Source organism: Micromonospora sp. NPDC049274, assembly GCF_040678875.1.
In the GTDB taxonomy this organism is placed as follows: Bacteria; Actinomycetota; Actinomycetes; order Mycobacteriales; family Micromonosporaceae; genus Micromonospora.
The window spans coordinates 280,189-294,281 of the sequence record NZ_JBFAQS010000002.1 but is presented as its reverse complement, the minus strand read 5'-3'; the positions used below and the strand labels follow the sequence as shown (position 1 = coordinate 294,281).

General features: G+C 71.6%; 16 protein-coding genes. 8 read left to right on the top strand and 8 right to left on the bottom strand.

The window, feature by feature from the left end:
* Positions 1 to 172 precede the first annotated feature (172 nt).
* Positions 173 to 1,714, bottom strand: coding sequence for a glycosyltransferase family 39 protein (locus tag AB0K10_RS04895; RefSeq protein WP_363680032.1), 1,542 nt, complete (start codon positions 1,712 to 1,714; stop codon positions 173 to 175).
* Positions 1,715 to 2,047: 333 nt separating this feature from the next.
* Between AB0K10_RS04895 and AB0K10_RS04890 the strand changes: the two genes are divergently transcribed.
* From AB0K10_RS04890 to AB0K10_RS04875, 4 genes are read left to right on the top strand one after another with little or no spacing between them, the layout of a single operon-like run.
* Positions 2,048 to 3,760: a nitrite/sulfite reductase gene (locus AB0K10_RS04890; RefSeq protein WP_363680030.1), complete on the top strand. Its 1,713-nt coding sequence runs from the start codon at positions 2,048 to 2,050 to the stop codon at positions 3,758 to 3,760.
* Positions 3,757 to 3,918 carry a hypothetical protein gene (locus AB0K10_RS04885; protein ID WP_167517323.1) on the top strand — a complete coding sequence of 54 codons (162 nt, stop codon included), beginning with the start codon at positions 3,757 to 3,759 and terminating at the stop codon, positions 3,916 to 3,918. The genes AB0K10_RS04890 and AB0K10_RS04885 overlap by 4 nt, the downstream gene beginning before the upstream one ends.
* A complete protein-coding gene (locus AB0K10_RS04880; RefSeq protein WP_363680028.1) occupies positions 3,915 to 4,676 on the top strand; it encodes a phosphoadenylyl-sulfate reductase in 762 nt (253 codons plus the stop codon). Before AB0K10_RS04885 ends, AB0K10_RS04880 begins: the two co-directional genes overlap by 4 nt.
* Positions 4,673 to 5,461, top strand: a complete 789-nt coding sequence (locus AB0K10_RS04875; RefSeq protein WP_363680506.1) for a CbiX/SirB N-terminal domain-containing protein — start codon at positions 4,673 to 4,675, stop codon at positions 5,459 to 5,461. Before AB0K10_RS04880 ends, AB0K10_RS04875 begins: the two co-directional genes overlap by 4 nt.
* A 67-nt stretch (positions 5,462 to 5,528) precedes the next feature.
* On the opposite strand, the gene AB0K10_RS04870 is transcribed toward AB0K10_RS04875, so the two are convergent.
* Positions 5,529 to 5,786: a WhiB family transcriptional regulator gene (locus AB0K10_RS04870; RefSeq protein WP_007072794.1), complete on the bottom strand. Its 258-nt coding sequence runs from the start codon at positions 5,784 to 5,786 to the stop codon at positions 5,529 to 5,531.
* 446 nt (positions 5,787 to 6,232) lie between these two features.
* Positions 6,233 to 7,183 carry a diacylglycerol kinase family protein gene (locus AB0K10_RS04865; RefSeq protein ID WP_363680026.1) on the bottom strand — a complete coding sequence of 317 codons (951 nt, stop codon included), beginning with the start codon at positions 7,181 to 7,183 and terminating at the stop codon, positions 6,233 to 6,235.
* A 43-nt stretch (positions 7,184 to 7,226) separates the two neighbouring features.
* Here AB0K10_RS04865 and AB0K10_RS04860 point away from each other — a divergent pair, with 43 nt between their 5' ends.
* Positions 7,227 to 7,616 carry a hypothetical protein gene (locus tag AB0K10_RS04860; RefSeq protein WP_344358009.1) on the top strand — a complete coding sequence of 130 codons (390 nt, stop codon included), beginning with the start codon at positions 7,227 to 7,229 and terminating at the stop codon, positions 7,614 to 7,616.
* 10 nt (positions 7,617 to 7,626) lie between these two features.
* Here the strand turns inward: AB0K10_RS04860 and AB0K10_RS04855 are convergent, their stop codons facing one another.
* From AB0K10_RS04855 to sodN, 3 genes are read right to left on the bottom strand one after another with little or no spacing between them, the layout of a single operon-like run.
* Positions 7,627 to 8,034 (bottom strand): ATP-binding protein, encoded by a 408-nt coding sequence (locus AB0K10_RS04855; RefSeq protein WP_363680024.1) that lies wholly within the window; start codon positions 8,032 to 8,034, stop codon positions 7,627 to 7,629.
* A 32-nt stretch (positions 8,035 to 8,066) separates the two neighbouring features.
* A complete protein-coding gene (locus AB0K10_RS04850; RefSeq protein ID WP_363680022.1) occupies positions 8,067 to 8,588 on the bottom strand; it encodes a GNAT family N-acetyltransferase in 522 nt (173 codons plus the stop codon).
* Positions 8,585 to 8,989, bottom strand: a complete 405-nt coding sequence (gene sodN, locus AB0K10_RS04845) for a superoxide dismutase, Ni (RefSeq protein WP_007464694.1) — start codon at positions 8,987 to 8,989, stop codon at positions 8,585 to 8,587. Before sodN ends, AB0K10_RS04850 begins: the two co-directional genes overlap by 4 nt.
* 69 nt (positions 8,990 to 9,058) lie before the next feature.
* On the opposite strand from sodN, the gene AB0K10_RS04840 reads away from it, so the two are divergent.
* From AB0K10_RS04840 to AB0K10_RS04830, 3 genes are all read left to right on the top strand, one after another.
* Positions 9,059 to 9,424 carry a S24/S26 family peptidase gene (locus AB0K10_RS04840; protein WP_363680020.1) on the top strand — a complete coding sequence of 122 codons (366 nt, stop codon included), beginning with the start codon at positions 9,059 to 9,061 and terminating at the stop codon, positions 9,422 to 9,424.
* A gap of 145 nt (positions 9,425 to 9,569) precedes the next feature.
* Positions 9,570 to 10,748 (top strand): NADP-dependent malic enzyme, encoded by a 1,179-nt coding sequence (locus tag AB0K10_RS04835; RefSeq protein ID WP_363680018.1) that lies wholly within the window; start codon positions 9,570 to 9,572, stop codon positions 10,746 to 10,748.
* Positions 10,749 to 10,854: 106 nt separating this feature from the next.
* Entirely contained in the window at positions 10,855 to 11,817 is a 963-nt protein-coding gene (locus AB0K10_RS04830; RefSeq protein ID WP_363680016.1) for a zinc-binding dehydrogenase, read from the top strand.
* Positions 11,818 to 11,915: 98 nt separating this feature from the next.
* Here AB0K10_RS04830 and AB0K10_RS04825 read toward each other — a convergent pair whose 3' ends face one another.
* A complete protein-coding gene (locus AB0K10_RS04825; RefSeq protein WP_363680014.1) occupies positions 11,916 to 12,869 on the bottom strand; it encodes a chlorophyllase in 954 nt (317 codons plus the stop codon).
* A 96-nt stretch (positions 12,870 to 12,965) separates the two neighbouring features.
* On the bottom strand, positions 12,966 to 14,015 hold the full coding sequence (locus AB0K10_RS04820; protein WP_363680012.1) for an aldo/keto reductase: 1,050 nt from the start codon (positions 14,013 to 14,015) through the stop codon (positions 12,966 to 12,968).
* Between the last annotated feature and the right edge of the window lie 78 nt (positions 14,016 to 14,093).

Genomic DNA, 14,093 nt, shown 5'->3' with positions numbered 1-14,093 from the left:
TTTCGGGCCCGCCTGCCATCGCCCTGGCGTGTCTCCGTCCGGACGCACCTGCGCTGGTGAGCGGTATACCTGTGAGTCATAAATATGACTCACAGGTATACCGCTCACCACCGTGCATGGGTCGGGCGCGGTCGAGGGCGGTGCACCCGCGTCGGACCGCGCGGGTGTGGGGTCAGCGTCCGGGACGGCTGGTCAGCAGGGCAACCGTCAAGCCGGGGCGTTGCCAGACCTGGGCGACTGTGAAGTCTGCGCGCAGCGCATCGCCCTTGACGCCCGGCACGTCGGCCAGCGGCTCGGCGTGCCGGCCGGCGACGACCAACCACACCCGTGACGTTCCGACGAGGCACTGTGCCGGCTGCGGACACTCGGCTGCCCACAGGTCGCCCCGGCGGACCTCGTCCTCGGTGACCAGGACGTCCCGTGGTGGGGCGTCGAGGTGGTACTCGATGCCGAGGTCGAGGAAGAGCCAACTGTGCCGCGGTGAGTAGACCACCGCGTCGCCAGGCCGTTGGCCCGCGCCGATCACGTGAGCCGCGCCCGAGTAGTCCACAGGCGCGTTGCGCGGCCACTCGTGGGTCCGCCGCAGCGCGGCCTGGTCGGGCAGGCCGAGCAGCGCGGCCAGGACCACCACGACGACCGCGGCCGGCGCCGCGACCGCGGCCAGCGCCGCGCCCGCCAGCAGGCACGCGAACGGCACGACGAAGACCAGGTACCGAGCAACCCACAGGGGTACGACAGTGCCGGCGGCGAAGAGCAGCAGGACGGGCAGCAGCACCGCGCTCACCGGCAGCAGGGCACGCCGCCCGAGCCGGGCAGCGCCCAGCGCGGCGACCCCGACCAGCAGACCGCCCACCACGCTGCTCTGGGCCACGCCGCCGGGCAGCGCGCTCAGGTCGTCCAGCCGGGCCAGGCTGACCCAGTTGAGCTGTCGGGACTGTTGGGTCCGGGCCTTCAGCAGCAACGGACCGGCCAGCAGCGCCACCGGAATCACGGCGACCACCCACCACCACGCTCGCCGGTCCCGGTCGGCGGAACCGTGGTTCGGCATGGTGTCGTCGCCCGGCGTGGTGTCGGTGCCCGGCGATGCGACGCCCGCCGCTGCTGGGCCACGCCACCAGGTGACCAGCACGAGCAGCGCGTGCGCGGCCAGCACGGTGAGCGCGATCAGGTGCGTGAGCCCGAGCGCGGCCACGGCGGCGGCGTACCCGGCCCAACGGACCCACCCCGGTCGCCGCAGCGCCGTCACCAGCAGCAGGGTGGCGAGCACCGCGAGCGCGGTGGCCAGGGCGTACGGGCGAGCCTCCTGGCCATAGCGGGAGGTGCTCGGCAGCACCGCGAACAGCAGCCCGGCCAGGAGACCGGTGCGCCTGTCGACGAGCCGCGCCCCGAGCACGGCGAGCAGCCCCGCGGCGACGGTCATCGCCAGCACGGCCGGCGCGCGGAGGGCGATCGTGGAGTCCCCGAAGACCGTGGTCCAGACGTGCATCAGCAGGTAGTACGGCCCGGTGGCGGCGTCGATCGTGCCGGCCAGACGAGCCAGGTCGCCGGGTGAGCGGGTGGCGGCGCTCCAGGTCGCCAGCTCGTCGCGCCAGAGCTGCGCCGACCCGAGCCCGGTCAGGGTCACCGCCAGGGTCAGCAACGCCGGGGTGAGCCACACCGGCAGGCGACGCAGGTGCTCCCACGCCGCCCCGGTCGACTCGGACAATCCGCCCACAGTCCGAGCCTGTCACGGAGATGGTCGTCGCGGGTGTCAGCCCCTCGGCCCGTGATGTGGGATCCAGCACGTGTACATTGGCCGGCCCCCATGTGGTGTGGCAGCATGGCCCGTATGACCGCCGCAGTCGTCCGCCGCTTCGTGGCTCGTCGCCACGTCGATTACGGCCGCGTGCGCAGCGCGATCTGTCCGGCCTACTGACGACGCCCGACCAATCCGTCTCGGGCGCGCTCCGCGCCGGCTGTCTGAAGACACCGTTGTCCCGCCCGCTTCGCGGGCCGGCCGCCGCGCCCCGCGTAGCCCGAGGCACAGCAGACAACGGAGGACGCCGCGATGGCGGTCAGCAGCATCCCGGCCCGTTCCGAGGACCCGACGGCCCGCCCGGCCCGGGCGCCACGCCGGCCCCGGGGTGAGGGTCAGTGGGCGCTCGGCCACCGCGAGCCCCTCAATCCCAACGAGCGGATCAAGAAGGACGACGACCCGCTCAACGTCCGGGCCCGCATCGAGAACATCTACGCGCACCGCGGCTTCGCCTCCATCGACCCGCAGGATCTGCGCGGCCGTTTCCGCTGGTGGGGCCTCTACACCCAGCGCAAGGCGGGCATCGACGGCGGGCGCACCGCCGTGCTGGAGCCGCACGAGCTGGAGGACGAGTTCTTCATGCTCCGGGTCCGCATCGACGGCGGCCAGCTCAGCCTGGCCCAGCTGCGGGTGGTCGCGGACATCTCCCGGGAGTTCGCCCGGGACACCGCCGACATCACCGACCGGCAGAACATCCAGTACCACTGGATCCGCGTCGAGGACATGCCGGAGATCTGGCGTCGGCTGGAGTCGGTAGGCCTGCAGACGACCGAGGCGTGCGGCGACTGCCCGCGAATCGTGCTGGGCAGCCCGGTCGCCGGGGTGGCCCGCGACGAGCTGCTCGACCCGACCCCGGCGATCGACGAGATCGTCGCCCGGTACGTCGGTGACAAGCAGTTCTCCAACCTGCCCCGCAAGTTCAAGACGTCCATCTCCTGGCTCGTCGACACCCCGTACGAGTCGAACGACATCGCTCTGCTCGGCGTCGACCACCCCGAGCACGGCCCCGGCTTCGACCTCTGGGTCGGTGGCGGGCTCTCCACCAATCCGATGCTCGCTCAGCGGCTCGGCGTCTGGGTGCCGCTGGCCGAGATCCCCGACGTGTGGGCCGGCGTGGTCGGGATCTTCCGCGACTACGGCTACCGCCGGCTGCGTAACCGGGCCCGGCTGAAGTTCCTGGTGGCCGACTGGGGCGTGGAGCGCTTCCGGGAGGTCCTGGAGAAGGAGTACCTGGGCCGTACGCTGCTCGACGGCCCCGCGCCGACCCTGCCGGCGAAGCCTGTCGACCACGTGGGCGTGCACGAGCAGGCCGACGGGCGGCACTACGTCGGTGCCGCCCCGGTGGTCGGGCGGGTGTCCGGCGGGCAGCTCGCCCAACTGGCCGACGTGGTCGAGGCGCACGGCAGCGACCGGGTGCGGCTCACCCCGTACCAGAAGCTGCTGGTGCTCGACGTGCCGTCGGAGCGGACGGAGTCGCTTGTCGACGCGCTGCGCGGCATCGGTCTGGAGGCCCGGCCGTCGGCCTGGCGGCGCGGCACGATGGCGTGCACAGGCATCGAGTACTGCAAGCTAGCCATCGTCGAGACGAAGGCCCGCGGCGAGGAGCTGGTGGCCCGGCTGGAGCAGCGGCTGCGTGACTTCGACGCGGACATCTCCATTCACATCAACGGCTGCCCGAACGCCTGCGCCCGCACCCAGGTCGCCGACATCGGCCTCAAGGGTCAGTTGGTGGTCGGCCCGGACGGCCGGCAGGTGGAGGGCTTCCAGGTGCACCTGGGCGGCGGCCTGGGCATGGCCCAGGGCCAGACCGCCGGGTTCGGCCGCAAGCTGCGCGGCCTGAAGACCACCGCCGAGGAGCTTCCGGAGTACGTGGAACGGCTGGCCCGTCGCTACCTGGCCGGGCGGAGCGCGGGCGAGACGTTCGCCAACTGGGTGATCAGAGTCGACGAGGAGGAACTGCGGTGAGCAGCGAGAACCGAGCGGCACCCCTGTACTGCCCGTACTGCGGCGAGGAGGACCTGCGGCCGCACGAGGCGGGGCACGGCGCCTGGGAGTGCCACGCCTGCGCGCGGGTCTTCTCGGTGAAGTTCACCGGGCTGCTCTCCCGGGCGGTGACCCGATGAGCCTCGTCTCCGCCGCGAGCCTGCGCCTGGTCGGCCCGGGCGCGCAGACGTCGACCGACCCGGCCGGACGCAGCCCGGACGAGCTGCGGACGCTTGCCGAGCAGGCTGCTCGGGACCTGGAGGGCGCACCCGCCCTGGAGATCGCCCGCTGGGCGGCGCAGACCTTCGGCGACCGCTTCTGCGTGACCAGCTCGATGGCCGACGCCGTCCTGGCCCACCTGGTGTCCCGGGTGGCCCCGGGTGTGGACGTGGTCTTCCTCGACACCGGCCTGCACTTCCCGGAGACGCTGCGGGTCCGCGACGAGGTGGCCCGGACGCTGCCGGTGAACGTCCGGTCCATCCGGCCCCGGCTCACCGTCGGCCAGCAGGACGGCCAGTACGGCCCGCGACTGTTCAACAAGTCACCCGACGACTGCTGCCAGCTGCGCAAGGTGGAGCCGCTGGAGCGGGCGCTGTCCGGGTACGACGCCTGGGCCGCCGGCCTGCGCCGGGACGAGTCGCCGACCCGTGCCAACACGCCCGTTGTGACGTTCGACGCGCGACGCGGCAAGGTGAAGGTCAACCCGATCGCGGCCTGGTCGCAGAAGGACGTGGACGCCTACATCGCCCGCTTCAACGTCCCGGTCAACGAGCTGTTCAAGCAGGGCTACGGCTCGATCGGCTGCTGGCCGTGCACCCGACGGACGACTGCCGGCGAGGACCCGCGGGCCGGCCGGTGGGCCATGTTCGAGAAGACCGAGTGCGGACTGCACGTCTGACCCCGTCATCGACGACCCCGACCGGCCCTGAGGCGGCCGGCGGGGCGGCCCCGGTGGTGCTTGTCGCCCACGGCAGCCGGGATCCACGAGCGGCCGAGGCCACCCGTGCGCTGGCCCGGGCGGTGTCGGCCGTCCGGCCCGGCCTGTCGGTGTGGGCGAGCTGGCTGGACCACACCGAGCCGGGCCCGACCGACGTGCTGCGGATGCTGGCCGAGGCCGGGCATGCGCGTGCGGTGGTCGTGCCGCTGCTGCTGACTGCCGCGTACCACCATCGGGTGGACATTCCGGCGGCCGTCGCCGCCGCGACGGAGGCCGGCCCCCCACTGGCGGTACGCGTGACCGACGTGCTCGGCCCGGCGGACGGAACGGTGGCGCCGGCGTTGCTGGCGGGGCTGCGCCGTCGACTCGGCGAGGTCGACCCGGGGCGCTTCGACGCGCTGGTGCTGGCCGCCGCGGGCACCCGGGACGCCCGGGCTCGCGGATCGGTGGGCCGGGTGGCGGACGCGCTCGGCGCGGAGTTCGGCGTGCCCTGCCGGGTGTCGTACGCCTCGGCGGCCCCACCGACGACAGGTGTGGCGGTGACCCGGCTGCGGGCGGCCGGCGCACGCCGGGTGGCGGTGTCCGCGTACTTCCTCGCGCCGGGCCTGTTCCACGACGCGGCGGCCGACTCTGCTCGGGCGGCCGGTGCGGTGGCGGTGGCGGCCCCGTTGACCGATGCGCCCGAGCTGGCCGAGCTGGTGCTGCGCCGGGTCGACGACCGGGGCGCGCTGACACCGACGGGCTGACGGTTCGGGACAGCAGTACGCCCCGGCAGGCGAACCCGCCGGGGCGTGCAGCTGTGTCGTTGGGGGATCAGGCGGAGTGAGCGCGCAGCACCCGGAGGCCGCCGCGCCGCTTCACAGCGCGCCGCTCCTCCTCGCTCATCCCGCCCCAGACGCCGGCGTCCTGACCCGACTCGAGCGCCCACTGCAGGCACTGGTCGGTCACGGAGCAGCGCCTGCAGACGGCCTTGGCCTGCTCGACCTGCAGGAGAGCCGGTCCAGACGTCCCAATCGGGAAGAACAGCTCCGGGTCCTCGTCGCGGCAGACAGCATGGTGACGCCAGTCCATGGCGGCAACACTCCTCATTCTGGATGGGTGGCAAACAATTGCTAGTCGTGCTTTTCCTATATGCATCAGCAGTGCCGGTGGTGACCGTTAGCGTCCGACCATTCGGCAGTGCGTGAGCAGGCGGTTAGCCTCGGGACCTGCTGGAACAGCTCAACCTGACGAGCATATCCAGGCAATGTCCCGGTAACTCAAGTTCGCTTGTGAATACTTTCACGAACGCTCGTGATGTCAAGGGTGACGCTCGGAAAAACTCCGGGCGGTGAGCAAGCCCACAACCCATTTGTCCGGGTTCCAGTACGTTCCTGGTTACCCGCCGTGCCACAGCCGAGGATCAATATAGTACAGTCCGCGTGACATTGCTGACATTTCCGGCACCTGCCCCTCGGTGTGGCGGCACCCGTCGTTGCGGTTGCGGTGCCGCGTCGACCAAGGGCAGTACCCGAGACCTAGCAGATTACTCTGAGTGCGGCCGGAATGGATGCGAATCTGACTTTCTCCCGCTCGCCGAGATAGTCGCCATCCAACTGGAACGCCTGTGGACGGCTGGAGAGCAGGGTGAACTCCGCCGTGTCATGGAGTCGTAACACCTGACGTCCGCGTGGATCCGGCTTGCGCGATGCGAACTGCGTCACTGTCCGTGTTGTGCTAGCCACCCGGAGCTGACGCAACGCCAACACGTCGAGTCCGAGGTCGAACGACGCCGACGGGTTCGGGTTGATCTCACGGTCGCCCAGGTACGTCCACGGGGCGGTGTTCTGGATGATGACCGTGGCCAGCTCGTCCTCGACCGCCTCGCCCGGGCGCTCCAGGCTGATCGCCGGGTGCCGCCGGTCCGAGGCGAAGAAGTACTGGCCCATGATCGAGCGCAGGTAGAGCCCGGGAGTGGAGACCCGTCCCTTCCGCCGGGCCTGCTCCACCCGGTGGATCACCGCGGCGTCCAGGCCGAAGCCGGCGCAGAAGGTGAAGTAGCGGTCGTCCGCGCGGCCCAGCCCGACCGTGCGCTGCCGGCCCAGGCGCAGCCCTTCGAGGATCATGCTGGTCGCCTCCGGCCATTCCCGGGGCAGGCCGAGCGCGCGGGCGAACACGTTCGTCGAACCACCCGGAACGGTGGCCAGCGCGGGCAGGCGCTCCGCCATCGAGGCGCCCGCGACGCCGGCCGGCGGGTCGGCCGTCATCAGGCCGTTCACCACCTCGTTCACAGTCCCGTCACCACCCAGGGTGACGACGAGGTCGACCCCCTCGGCGGCGGCCTCCCGGGCCAGCGCCATGGCGTGCCCCCGGCGACGGGTGTAGCGCACACTGAGGTCGACTTCGCTGCGCAGCGCCCGGACAAGCACGTCTCGGCTGCGTTCGCTGGTGGTGGTGGCCTTCGGATTGACCACCAGGACGGCCCGCATGGGCGGCACTGTACCTCTCGGTAGCCCGGGTATCGTGGCGCGCGTGACCATCGACTCGGCCCCGATTCCCGTCACCCTCCGCTGGGCGGTACGCCTGCTGTGGGCGGAGGCGGTCGCCGTCGGGCTGATCGCGGTCTGGTTGGTCTGGGCCGACCTCACCGCCACGACCACCGACCTCGCGTCGGCGTTGCTGGTGACCGCGTTCGCCGTCGGGGCGGCCGTCGCGCTCTGGGCCCTGGGTCGTGCGCTGCTGCGCCGACAGGCAGGCGCGCGGGCACCCGCGATCGTCCTTCAGCTCATGCTGCTGCCGATCGGCTGGTTCATGATCCAGGGCGGTCTGGGCTGGCTTGGCGTACCGCTCATGGCGCTCGGTCTGGGCGTCGGCTGGCTGCTCGTCAGCCCGCCCACGACGAAGGCCCTCGGTTTCGAGTGACCCGAGCGGGTCAGTAGCCGCCGGAGCGGCGGGTGAGCAACGAGATCGTCGCCCGGCCCTCGACGGCCGTGGCGGACGCCGACGTGGTCAGTGCGGTGAGCACCTTCCAGGCGAAGGACGCCTCGGCGGGCAGCGTCGCCCCGCGCACGGTCGGCACTGTCACCTCGACGGTCAGCGCGTCGCTGGTGACCGAGAACCGGCACTCCAACTCGGCGTCACGGGTGGCGATGGCGAGCAGCATGGCGCACGCCTCGTCGACAGCGATCCGCAGATCCTCGATCTCGTCGAGCGCGAACTGCAACCGGGCCGCGAGACCGGCGGTGGCGGTGCGGAGCACGCCGAGGTAACCGCCGTCGGCGGGCACCGTGAGGTGCACCACGTCGTCGTCGGTCGCTGGCTGGCCGGTCAGTTGAGTCACGCCTCATCCCCCCGGTCGGGGACTCTACCCGGTCAGTCGTTCGGGCGCGTGTCGGCGGCCTCCGCCTGAGCGGCCAGGCCGCGCAACGCGTTACCGCTGAGCCGGTAGGGGACCCACTCGCTCATCTGCTCGGCGCCGATGGAGGCGTAGAAACCGGCTGCGGGATTCCAGTCGATCATCCACCACTCCAGCCGCCGGTAGCCTCGTCGTACGCAGATGTCGGCAAGCGTGGCGAGCAGCAGTCGGCCCGCGCCGGTGCCCCGGGCCGCCGGCGAGACGTAGAGGTCCTCCAGGTAGATGCCGTGCACGCCGGCCCAGGTGGAGAAGTTGAGAAACCACAGGGCGAAGCCGACCGGCTGGTCGCGTCCGTCGACAGCGACGTGGCCGAAGAGGGCCGGAGCGTTCGCGAACAGCGCCGTGGTGAGCTGCTCGGTGGTGAGATGGCACTGGTCGGGGGCGCGTTCGTACGCCGCCAACTCGTGCACCATGGCGACGACGGCCGGCACGTCCTCGGGACGTACCGGCCGGATCGTCGGTGTGACCGGGTTGGTCACGCCTTCTTGGTCTCCCAGAAGATCTTCGCGATCTCGTCGATCTTCGCGAGGAGCTTGTCGGCGGTGGCCGGGTCGAGGCTGCCCTTGACGCCACCGGCGCCGGCGAGCTTGGTGGCCTCGTTGAACAGGGTGTGCAGGTTCGGGTACTTCTCGAAGTGCGGCGCCTTGAAGTAGTCGGTCCAGAGCACCCACAGGTGGTGCTTGACCAGCTCGGCGCGCTGCTCCTTGATGATGACCGCCCGGGTACGGAATTCCGGGTCGGTGTTGGCCTGGTACTTCTCGCAGATCATTTTGACCGACTCGGCCTCGATCCGGGCCTGGGCCGGGTCGTAGACGCCGCACGGCAGGTCGCAGTGAGCGCTCGCGGTGACGCGGGGCGCAAGGATGCGCGGAAGTCGCATCGGGATCCTCCATGGGAAGTTTGCGATGATCAAAGGCGACATTACTCCTGGGAATGCTCCCCGAACCGGATGGAGGTGAAACCAGTGCGCGCCGATCATCCGGAGGAGGCACCCCGACTGCGGGGTCCGCTGACAGCAGTCCTCGTGACCGGTCCCTCCATGGCGCCGACGCTGCGCCACGGCGACGCGGTGCTGGTCCGCCCGGGCGGACGCCCGATCCGGCCCGGTGACGTGGTGGTCGCGGTGTTCCGGACGCGCCCCGAGCTGCTGGTCGTGAAGCGGGCGGTACGGCCGCAGGACGGCGGCTGGTGGCTGCGCGGCGACAACGGTCTGGTCACCGACGACTCCCGGGCGTACGGAGTGGCCGACGTGCGCGCAAGGGTGGTGTTCCGCTACTGGCCCCGCCTCGGACGGGTGCCCCGTCGGCCGTTATGACCCTGCTCACATCCGAGGGGCAGTGCCGACACTATGCTCGGAAAGTGCCCGGGTGACCCCCCGCACCGCGTGCCACCGCTCGCCGCCCACCTCGCGGCCGGCCCGGCCGCCTCACATCTGCTCGACAGATCCTGGAGTCACCGCCATGTCTTCGTCCATCGTGGACCCCGCTGATCCCGTCTTCCAACTGCACCGGGGCGGCAAGATGGCCGTCGCCTCGACGGTTCCGCTCACCAGCCGCGAGGACCTCTCCCTCGCGTACACCCCTGGTGTCGCCCGGGTGTGTGAGGCGATCGCCGCCGACCCCGACCTGGCCGACGACTACACCTGGGCGTCGCACGCCGTCGCCGTCGTCACCGACGGGTCGGCGGTGCTCGGGCTCGGCAACATCGGGCCGCGCGCGGCGCTGCCGGTGATGGAGGGCAAGGCGGTGCTGTTCAAGCAGTTCGCGGGGGTGGACGCGGTGCCGGTCTGCCTGGACACCCAGGACGTGGACGAGATCGTCGCGGTGGTGCGGGCGCTGGCCCCGTCGTTCGGCGGGATCAACCTGGAGGACATCAGCGCGCCGCGCTGCTTCGAGGTGGAGCGGCGACTCGACGAGGCGCTGGACATCCCGGTCTTCCACGACGACCAGCACGGCACCGCCATCGTGGTGCTCGCCGCGCTGCGCAACGCCGCCACCCTGCTCGACCGCAAGCTCGGTGACCTGCGGGTGGCGGTGAGCGGCGCGGGCGCGGCGGGCGTGGCCGTGACGAAGATGCTCATCGCCGGTGGGGTCAACCCCGACCAGGTGGTCGTGTGCGACTCCAAGGGGATCATCGGCCGGCACCGCGGCGAGCTGACCGGCACCAAGGCCGAGCTGGCGGCGAGCACCAACGCCGACGGCCGCCAGGGCGACATCACCGAGGCGCTGCGCGGCGCGGACGTGTTGATCGGGGTCTCCGGCGGGCAGATCCCCGAGGCGGCGGTGGCTCAGATGGCCCCGGGCGGGATCGTGTTCGCGCTGGCCAACCCGACCCCGGAGGTGCACCCCGAGGTGGCCGCCCGGCACGTCGCTGTGGTCGCCACCGGGCGCAGCGACTATCCCAACCAGATCAACAACGTGCTGGCCTTCCCCGGGGTGTTCCGGGGCGCGTTGGACGCCCGGGCCACCCGGATCACCGAGGGGATGAAGGTCGCCGCCGCCGACGCCATCGCCGGCGTGGTGGCCGAGTCGCTGACCGCCGACGCGATCGTCCCGTCACCGCTCGACCCGCGCGTCGCCCCGGCCGTCGCCGAGGCTGTCGCCGAAGCGGCCCGCCGGGACGGAGTCGCCCGCCGCTGAGACGCGTGGGCCGGGGGCGCTCGGGCGCAGCACGCGCCGCCGGCCTGTCGCGCCGGGGCCCTCTCAGCAGCAAGGGCCCTTCTTAACGGGCGCTCAGCTTGTTACCGTGCCGATCATGCGTGCCGCCTTCGCCTCCCGTTTCGACGACGCCGATCCACTCGCCGCTCTCACCGTCGGTGAGCGGCCCGAGCCGACCCACCCGGAGGACGACTGGGTGACCGTGCAGGTGCGGGCCACCTCGCTCAACCACCACGACCTCTGGTCGCTGCGCGGGGTGGGCCTCACCGAGGCCCAGTTGCCGATGGTCCTCGGCTGTGACGCGGTGGGCGTGGACGTCGACGGCAACGAGATGGTCGTCTACCCGGTCGTCGTGACGCCTGGTGACCCGCGCGGGGTCTCCATCCTGTCCGAGCACTTCGCCGGGACGCTCGCCGAGCGGGTCGCCGTACCCCGGTCGAACCTGATCCCGCTGCCCGACGGCATGGCGGCGACCGACGCGGCGTGCCTGCCCACGGCCTGGCTGACCGCGTGGCGGATGCTGACCACCAAGGGCCGCGTCGCGGACGCCGACAGCGTGCTGGTGCAGGGCGCGGGCGGCGGCGTCGCCACCGCGGCCGTCGCGCTCGCCCTCGCGATGGGCAAGCGGGTGTACGCGACCAGCCGGGACGCCGCCAAGCGGGAACGGATCACAGCGCTCGGGGCGAACGCCCTGGAGTCCGGTGCCCGGCTGCCGGAGCGGGTCGATGTGGTGATCGAGACGGTGGGCGCGGCGACGTTCGACCACTCGTTGAAGTCGGCCGCGCCGATGGCCCGGATCGTGGTCTCCGGCGCCACCGCCGGCCACCAGCCGTCGGTCAACCTCCGCCGGGTCTTCGCCATGCAGCTGGAGATCCTCGGCACCTCGATGGGCACGCCGGGGGAGCTGTACGAGCTGCTGGCGTTCTGCGCCGAGAACGAGGTCCGCCCGGTGATCGACACCGTGGTTCCGTTCAGTCGGGTCGAAGACGCCTTCGCCCGCCTGCACTCCGGCGACGCCTTCGGCAAGATCGTCATCGACCACACCGCCTGACGCCCCGCGAAGATCCGCGCCACGTCGGGGAAACTGCTGTCTCCTGGCGCGCTGAGGCAGCACCATCCCTGATGTTGCGCGGATCGTGGGGATGCGGGTCAGAGGTGGTTGTCGAAGGTGGCGATGTCGCCCCGCGTCGCGTCGGTGGGGATCCGCTTCTTGGCCTCCGCGTCGCCGTACAGCGACCAGCGCAGGAACTCGATGGACGTGTCCGACACCACCCGCAGCGCGGCCTTGTCCTTGAGCATCGTCCGTCCGTGGTCACCCTTCGGCAGGCTCAGCATCGCCTTGGGCCAGGGCACCTTGTCGTACGCGGCCTTGCCCGCCGCGTACTCGACCACCTCGTCCAGCTCACCGTGCACGAACAGTTGCGGGGCGGCCGTCCCGGCGAACGCGGTACCCACGCCGAGCGCCGTGCCCGCGAACACCACACCCGCGTCCAGCCGTTCGTCCCGATTGGTGGTGAACAGCCCGATGGTGGTCACCCCGCCGGCCGAGTGCCCGGCCGCGGCCACCCGGTCGGCGTCCAACCGGCCCTGCAACGGGTCGTCGGCCCTGGTGTCCAGCGCGAGCACCTGGTCCAACGCGTACGACACGTCGGCCGGCTGGTTGAGCACGTCGAGGACGTTGTTGTCCGCGCCCGTCGAGGTGTGCGGGAACGTCGGCGCGGCCACCACGAAACCCGCCCGCGCCCACCGGGTCAGCAGCGTGGCGTAGTCGGCCGGCCGGCCGCCCAGGCCGTGGCTGAACATCACCACCGGAAACCGGCCGTGCGCCGGCAGCAACCCCGGCGTGACCGGGCCGTTCTCGCCGAGCGCCGGATACCAGATCCGCACCGGCAGCGGCCGGCCGTCGCGGTTCAGCTTGAGGTCGCGTACGCCGACGGGGTAGGGATTTTCCGGGGCGTGCCCGGCGGGGACCTGCGGCGTTGCCAGGGCGGTGGGCTCCGGCTCGGCAGGCGCCCGCCGCCCCGGGACGTCCGTGGAGCACCCGGCCAGACCGGCCAGAAACAGGGCAGAGATCAGCATGGTGAGGCTGACGCGACGCGGCATGAATCCGATTGTGCCCTGCCCGGCGGACCCGCCCGGTGGGCTTCGGCGCGCCGTGCCCCCCGATCACCCGACGCCGCGTACCGGTGCCTGACTCGTTCAGGCCGCGGCGCGGTCGGCGAGCGGGCGTCGCCGCAGCGCCGTGTCGGTCAGGGAGAGTGGCGGAAAGGCGGCGTTGGGGTCGTACCGGTTGACGCCGGGCGGCACAATTTCGTCGATCCGGTCGAGGGTCGCGTCGTCCAGGATCAGCGTGGCGCCCTTGAGCAGGTCCTCCAGGTGCGCCATGGTCCGTGGTCCGATGATCGCCGAGGTGACCGCCGGATGGGCCACGGTGAAGGCGATGGCGAGCTGCGGGAGGGTGCAGCCGATCGTCGCCGCGAGGTCGACGAGCTGCTCGACGGCGTCGAGCTTGGCGGTGTTCTCGGCGATCGTGGGATCGAACTGCGCCGGCCGCAGAGCGGCACGCCCGGTCGACAGGTCGACGGGTCGGTCCCTGCGGTACTTCCCGCTGAGGAATCCGAAGGCGAGCGGGCTCCAGACCAGCACCCCCATGCCGTAGCGCTGGCAGACCGGCAGGATCGACGCCTCGACCCCGCGGGCCAGGATCGAGTACGGCGGCTGCTCGGTGCGCAGGCGTGCGAGGCCGCGACGCTCGGAGACCTGGTGCGCCTCGACGATCTCCTCGGCGGGAAACGTCGAACAGCCGAAGGCGCGGATCTTCCCCACGCGGACGAGGTCGGTGAGCACCGAGAGCGTCTCCTCGATGTCGGTCGAGGGATCGGGGCGGTGGACCTGGTAGAGGTCGATCCAGTCGGTGCGCAGACGCCGCAGGCTCCCCTCGACCGCCTTGAGGATCCAGCGCCGGGAGTTGCCACCCTGGTTGGGCCCCTCGCTCATCGGAAAGTGCACCTTGGTGGCGAGGATGACGTCGTCCCGGCGCCCCCGCAGCGCCTTGCCCACGATCTCTTCGGACTCGCCCCGGCCGTACATGTCGGCGGTGTCGACGACGTTGATGCCCTGGTCCAGGGCCGCGTGGACGATGCGGGCGCAGTCGTCGTGGTCCGGGTTTCCGACGGCACCGAACATCATGGTCCCGAGGCAGTGGGTGCTCACCTCGATGCCGGTGCCGCCAAGTGTGCGATAGCGCATGCCGATGCTCCCTTGGTGATCTCGTAACGATCACCGAGGACCCTAGGAGCTTGAGTCGGCTCTAGGTCAAGCCTCGTT